This window comes from Falsiroseomonas oryziterrae (genome assembly GCF_021864505.1).
GTDB classification, from domain to species: Bacteria; Pseudomonadota; Alphaproteobacteria; order Acetobacterales; family Acetobacteraceae; genus Falsiroseomonas; species Falsiroseomonas oryziterrae.
In genome coordinates, this window is record NZ_JAKJIB010000295.1 from 1 (window position 1) to 5442 (window position 5442).

The 5442-nt window shown below is 73.4% G+C and carries 4 protein-coding genes; 2 read left to right on the forward strand and 2 right to left on the reverse strand.

Annotated elements, in window-relative coordinates; all coding sequences use genetic code 11:
* Window positions 1-43 precede the first annotated feature (43 nt).
* Window positions 44-535 (reverse strand): hypothetical protein, encoded by a 492-nt coding sequence (locus tag L2I40_RS18455; RefSeq protein ID WP_237216653.1) that lies wholly within the window; start codon window positions 533-535, stop codon window positions 44-46.
* 155 nt (window positions 536-690) lie between these two features.
* Here L2I40_RS18455 and L2I40_RS18460 point away from each other — a divergent pair, with 155 nt between their 5' ends.
* A complete protein-coding gene (locus tag L2I40_RS18460; RefSeq protein ID WP_237216654.1) occupies window positions 691-2244 on the forward strand; it encodes a D-aminopeptidase in 1554 nt (517 codons plus the stop codon).
* On the opposite strand, the gene L2I40_RS18465 is transcribed toward L2I40_RS18460, so the two are convergent.
* A complete protein-coding gene (locus L2I40_RS18465) occupies window positions 2245-3741 on the reverse strand; it encodes a M81 family metallopeptidase (RefSeq protein ID WP_237216655.1) in 1497 nt (498 codons plus the stop codon).
* 83 nt (window positions 3742-3824) lie between these two features.
* Here L2I40_RS18465 and L2I40_RS18470 point away from each other — a divergent pair, with 83 nt between their 5' ends.
* Window positions 3825-5297 (forward strand): protein adenylyltransferase SelO, encoded by a 1473-nt coding sequence (locus L2I40_RS18470; RefSeq protein WP_237216656.1) that lies wholly within the window; start codon window positions 3825-3827, stop codon window positions 5295-5297.
* Window positions 5298-5442: the final 145 nt, after the last annotated feature.

The following is a 5442-nucleotide window of genomic DNA, read 5'->3' on the forward strand; positions in this document are numbered from 1 at the left end:
CGGGCTGCTCGGCGGCCGCCGGCGGTAGCGCCGCCGCGTCGACCTATTTCGGCCCGCCCATCGCCGGCGCGCCGCGGCCGAGCGGCGGCGCGGCGGAGACGATGGACAGCGCGAAGCTTCCCGACGCCTCCGGATTGACCGCCGCCTCGCCCAGCATCCCGAGCGTGCCGAAGCCCGCGGCCGGCAGCGCGGCGATGGCGCGCGGCACCACCTCGACCTCGTAGCGGCCGCCCGGCACGGCGGGGAAGCGCAGCACCCACTGTCCGGGCGCCGTCGCGCTCGCCATGACCGTCACCGGCCCGGCCGGGACATCGACCGCGGCGCGCTGGCCGCGGCCGAGCGTGCCGACCGCGACCCCGTTCACCGCGATCTGCGCGCCCTCCGACCCGAGCGTCGTGTCCGCGTACCGGACCAGCGCGATGCGCGCCATGCCGGGCTCGAGCGTCAGCCCCTCGCGCGAGGCAATGCCCGGCGCGCAGGCCGGCAGGGCCAGGGCGAGGGCAAGGAGGGTCAGGCGGGCGCGTGCGGCGTGCATGGTCCCTGCGTGCAGGCTGCCGCGCGGATCGGCAAGCCGTCAGCGCCTTCGCTCGGCGGCCGGAACGAGGCCGGGCGCCGCCTCGGCAATCGGCGCGGCCCGATGTCCGCGCGCGGATCTGGCCTTGTGGCCGCGACGCGGGGAGACTGCGCGCCATGACCGACCTCGCCGCCCGCCTCGACCGCCTGCTGCAGGCCCTGCCGCGCGACTATCCGGGGCCGGGCGGGGCCATCGCCATCCTGCGCGCGGGCGAGGTGCTGGTCCGCCACGCCTGGGGCTTCGCCAATGCCGAGCGGCGCATCCCCTTCACGCCGCGCTCGCTGTTCCGGATCTGCTCCATCACCAAGCAGTTCACCTGTGCCGCCATGCTCGACGCCTGGGACGACCCGCGCGCGCTCGATCCGCTGATCCGCCGGCGCCTGCCGCTGCTGGACGCGGCGCCGGACGCGCTGGCGCTCGCGCACAACCAGTCGGGGCTGCGCGACTACTGGGCGGTGGCGATGCTGCACGGCGCGCCGGCGGAATCGGGCTTCGGCGAGGTGGAGGCCGCGCGCGTCATCGCGGGCACCCGCACGCTGCAGTTCCAGCCGCGCACGCGCTACTCCTATTCCAACCAGAACTTTCGGCTGTTGTCCGACGCGCTGGAGGAGCGCGAGGGACGGTCCTTCGCCGAGCTCCTGCGCCGCCGCATCTTCGACCGCGCCGGGATGGAGACCGCGATCCTCGCCGCCGACACGCGCGCGCTGCCGGACGGGACGGAGGGCTACGAAGGCGCGCAGGCAAGCGGCTTCCGCGCCGCGGTCAACAACGTGATCTGGACCGGCGATGCCGGGATCGCGGCCAGCCTCGACGACATGATCGCCTGGGAGCGGCATATCGACGCGACGCGCGACGATCCGTCCTCGCTCTACGCGCGGCTCTCCGCGCCCGTGACCTTCGCGAACGGCGCGCCAGCGCCCTACGGCTTCGGCCTCGGCCGCGGCATGGAGTTCGGCCGCGCGACGACGGGGCATGGCGGCGCGCTGCGCGGCTGGCGGAGCCACCGCATCCATCTCGCCGCCGAACGGCTGTCGGTGGTCGTGTTCCTGAACCACCTCGCGGACGCTGCGGCCGCTGCGCTGGATGCGGTGGCGGCGGTGCTGGACGAGCGGCGGGCGGGACCGGACGAGACGCTGCCGGCACCCGAGTGGCTCGGCGCGTGGCGCGAGCCGGAGACGGGGCTGTCCGTGCGCCTCGATGGCGCCGGTCCCGGCCGCGTCCGGCTGCGCTTCGGCCACAACGCCGAGCGTCTCGACCTGCAGCCGGACGGCAGCGCGACGAATGGCCGCACGCGGCTGGTCCGCGACGCCGCCGGGCTGCGCATGGACCGACCGCAGGAGAACCAGTCCTCGCATCTGCTGCCCGCCGCCGGCGCCGCGCACCCCGACATCGCGGGCCGCTACCGCTGCGCGGAGCTGGATGCGGGGCTGGAGATCGCCGATGCCGGCGGCGCGCTCTACGGCGCCTTCTCCGGTTTCCTCGGGACCTCGCGCATGGAGCTGCTGGAGCCGGTCGGTCCGGATCTCTGGGCGCTGCCCTGCTGGCGCGCGCTGGACCACACGCCGCCGGGCGACTGGACGCTGGCGGTGCGGCGCGAGGACGGGCGCGTCACCGGGATCGAGCTCGGCTGCTGGCTGGCGCGGCGCCTCTCCTACGAACGCGTGGGCTGATCAGCCGAGCGGATTCGGCGGATCGCCATAGGGGTAGTAGTCGGCCAGCTTCAGGTTCTCGAACGGCAGCGCCTCCAGCCGCGCCGTGCCCAGGAACGGTTCGTCCGGCTCGACCAGCAGGATCGCCGGCGCGAAGCCGCTGTCGTCGAAGCCTCGCCGGAAATGCACGCGCGACTTGATGGCGATGACGTCGAAATCGGCGGGCTTGAGGCCGAGGCTCCAGAGCTCCTGCGGTTCGGTGATCTGCACCAGGAAGGGGCTGAGCACGAGGACGTTGCCCTCGCCGAAGCCGACCATCACCCAGCGGTCGCCGCCGCCCATCGCGCGCGACGTCGTGGCGGTGCCGATGCCGAGGATCGCGCCGGTGACGCGCACCGGATTGCCGTCGGACTCCGCGAGCCGCCCGCCCACCTCCATGTCGAAGGCATCGCCCGGCTGCGCGCCGCGCTCCAGCACTGCCCTCACCGCCGCGGCATCGGCGACGGTCGCGACCAGCGTGCGCGCCAGCCCCTGCGCCATGACCTCGCGCAGCAGCCAGGTCGCGGCGCCGGAGCGGTCGCTGTAGTCGGCGAGGACCACCGGCGCGCGCCGCTCCGCCACGGCCTGCTTCGCCAGCGCCACGCCGTCCTTCATCCGGTGCAGCACCGTGCCGCGGATCAGTTCCGCCCGGCGCCGCCAGATCCAGCCCGCCATGTCGCGCGCCACGCGCTCGGCCAGCGCGGCATCGCCGTTCGTCGTGACCTGGATGCACATGCCGGCGTCCGGCACGTCGCACCAGGGGAAACCGAAGAAGACGTTGACGTAGGTGTCGGGCTCGCGCGCCTCCCACACCTGCGCGCGCTGCACCAGGTCCGACCAGGGCGAGGCGCCGGTCCACATCACGACCGTCGGCGCCAGGATCGGGACGCGGATGGTGTGCGTCGCCGGCCGGTAGTCGCCGCGGATCGCGCGCACCAGCATCCGCGCCGCGCGCTCGCCCTGCAGGTGCATGTCGTAATGCGGGAAGAACTTCACGCAGAAGGCCAGGTCGGCGTGGCGCAGGAATTCGGCATCCTCGTTGCCATGCGGGTCGAAGGTGGCGGCGATGCGCGCCTTCGGCCCAAGCGCCGCGCGCACGCGCCGCGCGATCTCCGCCTCGGGCCGCGCCACGCCGCGCACGCCCGCCGCGCCGTGCAGCGCGAGATAGGCGCCGTCGAAGGGGCCCTGCCGCCGCAGTTCCCCGATCTGGCGGCCGAGGAAGGCCTCGAAGGCGTCATTGGTGATCCAGCCCGATCCGGTGCCGGTCTTGGGCCAGAGCGGCGATTGGATGCCGACCAGCTCCACATCCGGCCATTCCCGCGCGACCTGGACGAAGCCGCCCATGTAGCCCTTGGGATCGGTCGCCAGCAGCGCCTCTCCCGCTGCCGGCGAGCCGGGATAGCGGAAATCCGCCTCCGTGGTGTCGTTCGGCAGGAAGGTCACCGTCTCATGCGTGAACTGCAGCACCGCGATGCGCATGCATTCCTCCCCCGCGTGGCGCGGCGAGCCTAGGCGGGCAGCGCGCCCTTGTCCCGCCCCCCGCCCCGCACGATCTCGACGAGATGCGGATTCCCTTCGACAACAGCTATGCCCGTCTGCCCGACCGCTTCCACGCGCGCCTGCCGCCGACACCGGTCAAGGCGCCGAAGCTGATCCGGGTGAACGAGGCGCTGGCACGCGACCTCGGCCTCGATCCCGCGGCACTCGCCGCGCCCGAGGGCGTGGAGGTGCTGGCGGGCAACCGCGTGCCGGAGGGTGCGGAGCCGATCGCCCAGGCCTATGCCGGCCACCAGTTCGGCGGCTTCGTCCCGCAGCTTGGCGACGGCCGCGCCATCCTGCTCGGCGAGGTGGTGACGCGGGACGGGCGCCGGCGCGACATCCAGCTCAAGGGTTCGGGCCCGACGCCCTTCTCGCGCCGCGGCGACGGCCGCGCCGCCCTCGGCCCGGTGCTGCGCGAATACGTGGTGAGCGAGGCGATGCACGCGCTCGGCATCCCGACCACGCGTGCGCTGGCCGCCGTGACCACCGGCGAATACGTCTTCCGCGAGGATGCGCTGCCAGGTGCCGTGTTGACCCGTGTGGCCGCGAGTCACATCCGCGTCGGCACCTTCCAGTTCTTCGCCGCACGCCAGGACGTGGACGGTGTGCGGATCCTCGCCGACCACGTCATCGAACGGCACCACAAGGCGGCGCGCGATGCGGAGAACCCTTACCGCGCGCTGCTCGAGGCGGTGGTCGCGGCACAGGCCGAGCTTGTCGCGCGCTGGATGCTGGTCGGCTTCATCCATGGCGTGATGAACACCGACAACATGACGGTCTCGGGCGAGACGATCGATTTCGGCCCCTGCGCTTTCATGGACGCCTTCCATCCGATGCAGGTCTACAGCTCGATCGACCATGGCGGCCGCTACGCCTTCGGCAACCAGCCGCGCATCGCGATGTGGAACCTGACGCGTCTCGCCGAGACGCTGCTGCCGCTGCTCGCCGAGGACCAGGACGCCGCGATCGCGGAGGCGCAGGAGGTGCTGGCCGGCTTCGCCCCGCGCTTCGAGGCCGCGTGGCAGTCGGGCCTCGCGCGCAAGATCGGCCTCGCCGCCCCGCGCGAGGGCGATGTCGCGCTGATCGAGGACCTGATGCAGCGCATGGCGGACAACGAGGCCGACTTCACGCTGACCTTCCGCCGTCTGGCGGACGCCGCGCTGTCGCCGCGCGCGGAGAAGGATGTGCGGGCGCTGTTCCGTGACCCGGCTGCCTTCGACGCCTGGACACCAGGCTGGCGCGCGCGGCTGGCGGACGACCCCGACACGCCCGAGGCACGGCGCGCCATGATGCGCGAAGCGAGCCCTGCCTTCATCCCGCGCAACCACCAGGTGGAGCGCGTCATCAAGGCAGCGGTGGAGAACGACGATTACGCGCCCTTCGAGGCGCTGCTCGGCGTGCTGTCACGCCCCTTCGACGACCAGCCGGAGGCCGCCGACTACGCGCTGCCGCCGCAACCACAGGAACGCGTGCTGGCGACGTTCTGCGGGACGTAGTGTCACGGGGAGGGCGCTGCCCTCCCCGCACCCCTCCCGCCAGGGTTCAACGCCAAGGGCGTTGGACGCGGGCTCCTGGACCTCGATCAGTCATGGCCGGGGCGGAGGGGGCCAAGGCCCCCTCCGCCCCGGCCATAAACTCATG

Coding starts and splice junctions, on each gene's coding strand:
- L2I40_RS18455 (WP_237216653.1), bottom strand. CDS start 535: ATGCACGCCGCACGCGCCCGCCTGACCCTCCTTGCCCTCGCCCTGGCC.
- L2I40_RS18460 (WP_237216654.1), top strand. CDS start 691: ATGACCGACCTCGCCGCCCGCCTCGACCGCCTGCTGCAGGCCCTGCCG.
- L2I40_RS18465 (WP_237216655.1), bottom strand. CDS start 3,741: ATGCGCATCGCGGTGCTGCAGTTCACGCATGAGACGGTGACCTTCCTG.
- L2I40_RS18470 (WP_237216656.1), top strand. CDS start 3,825: ATGCGGATTCCCTTCGACAACAGCTATGCCCGTCTGCCCGACCGCTTC.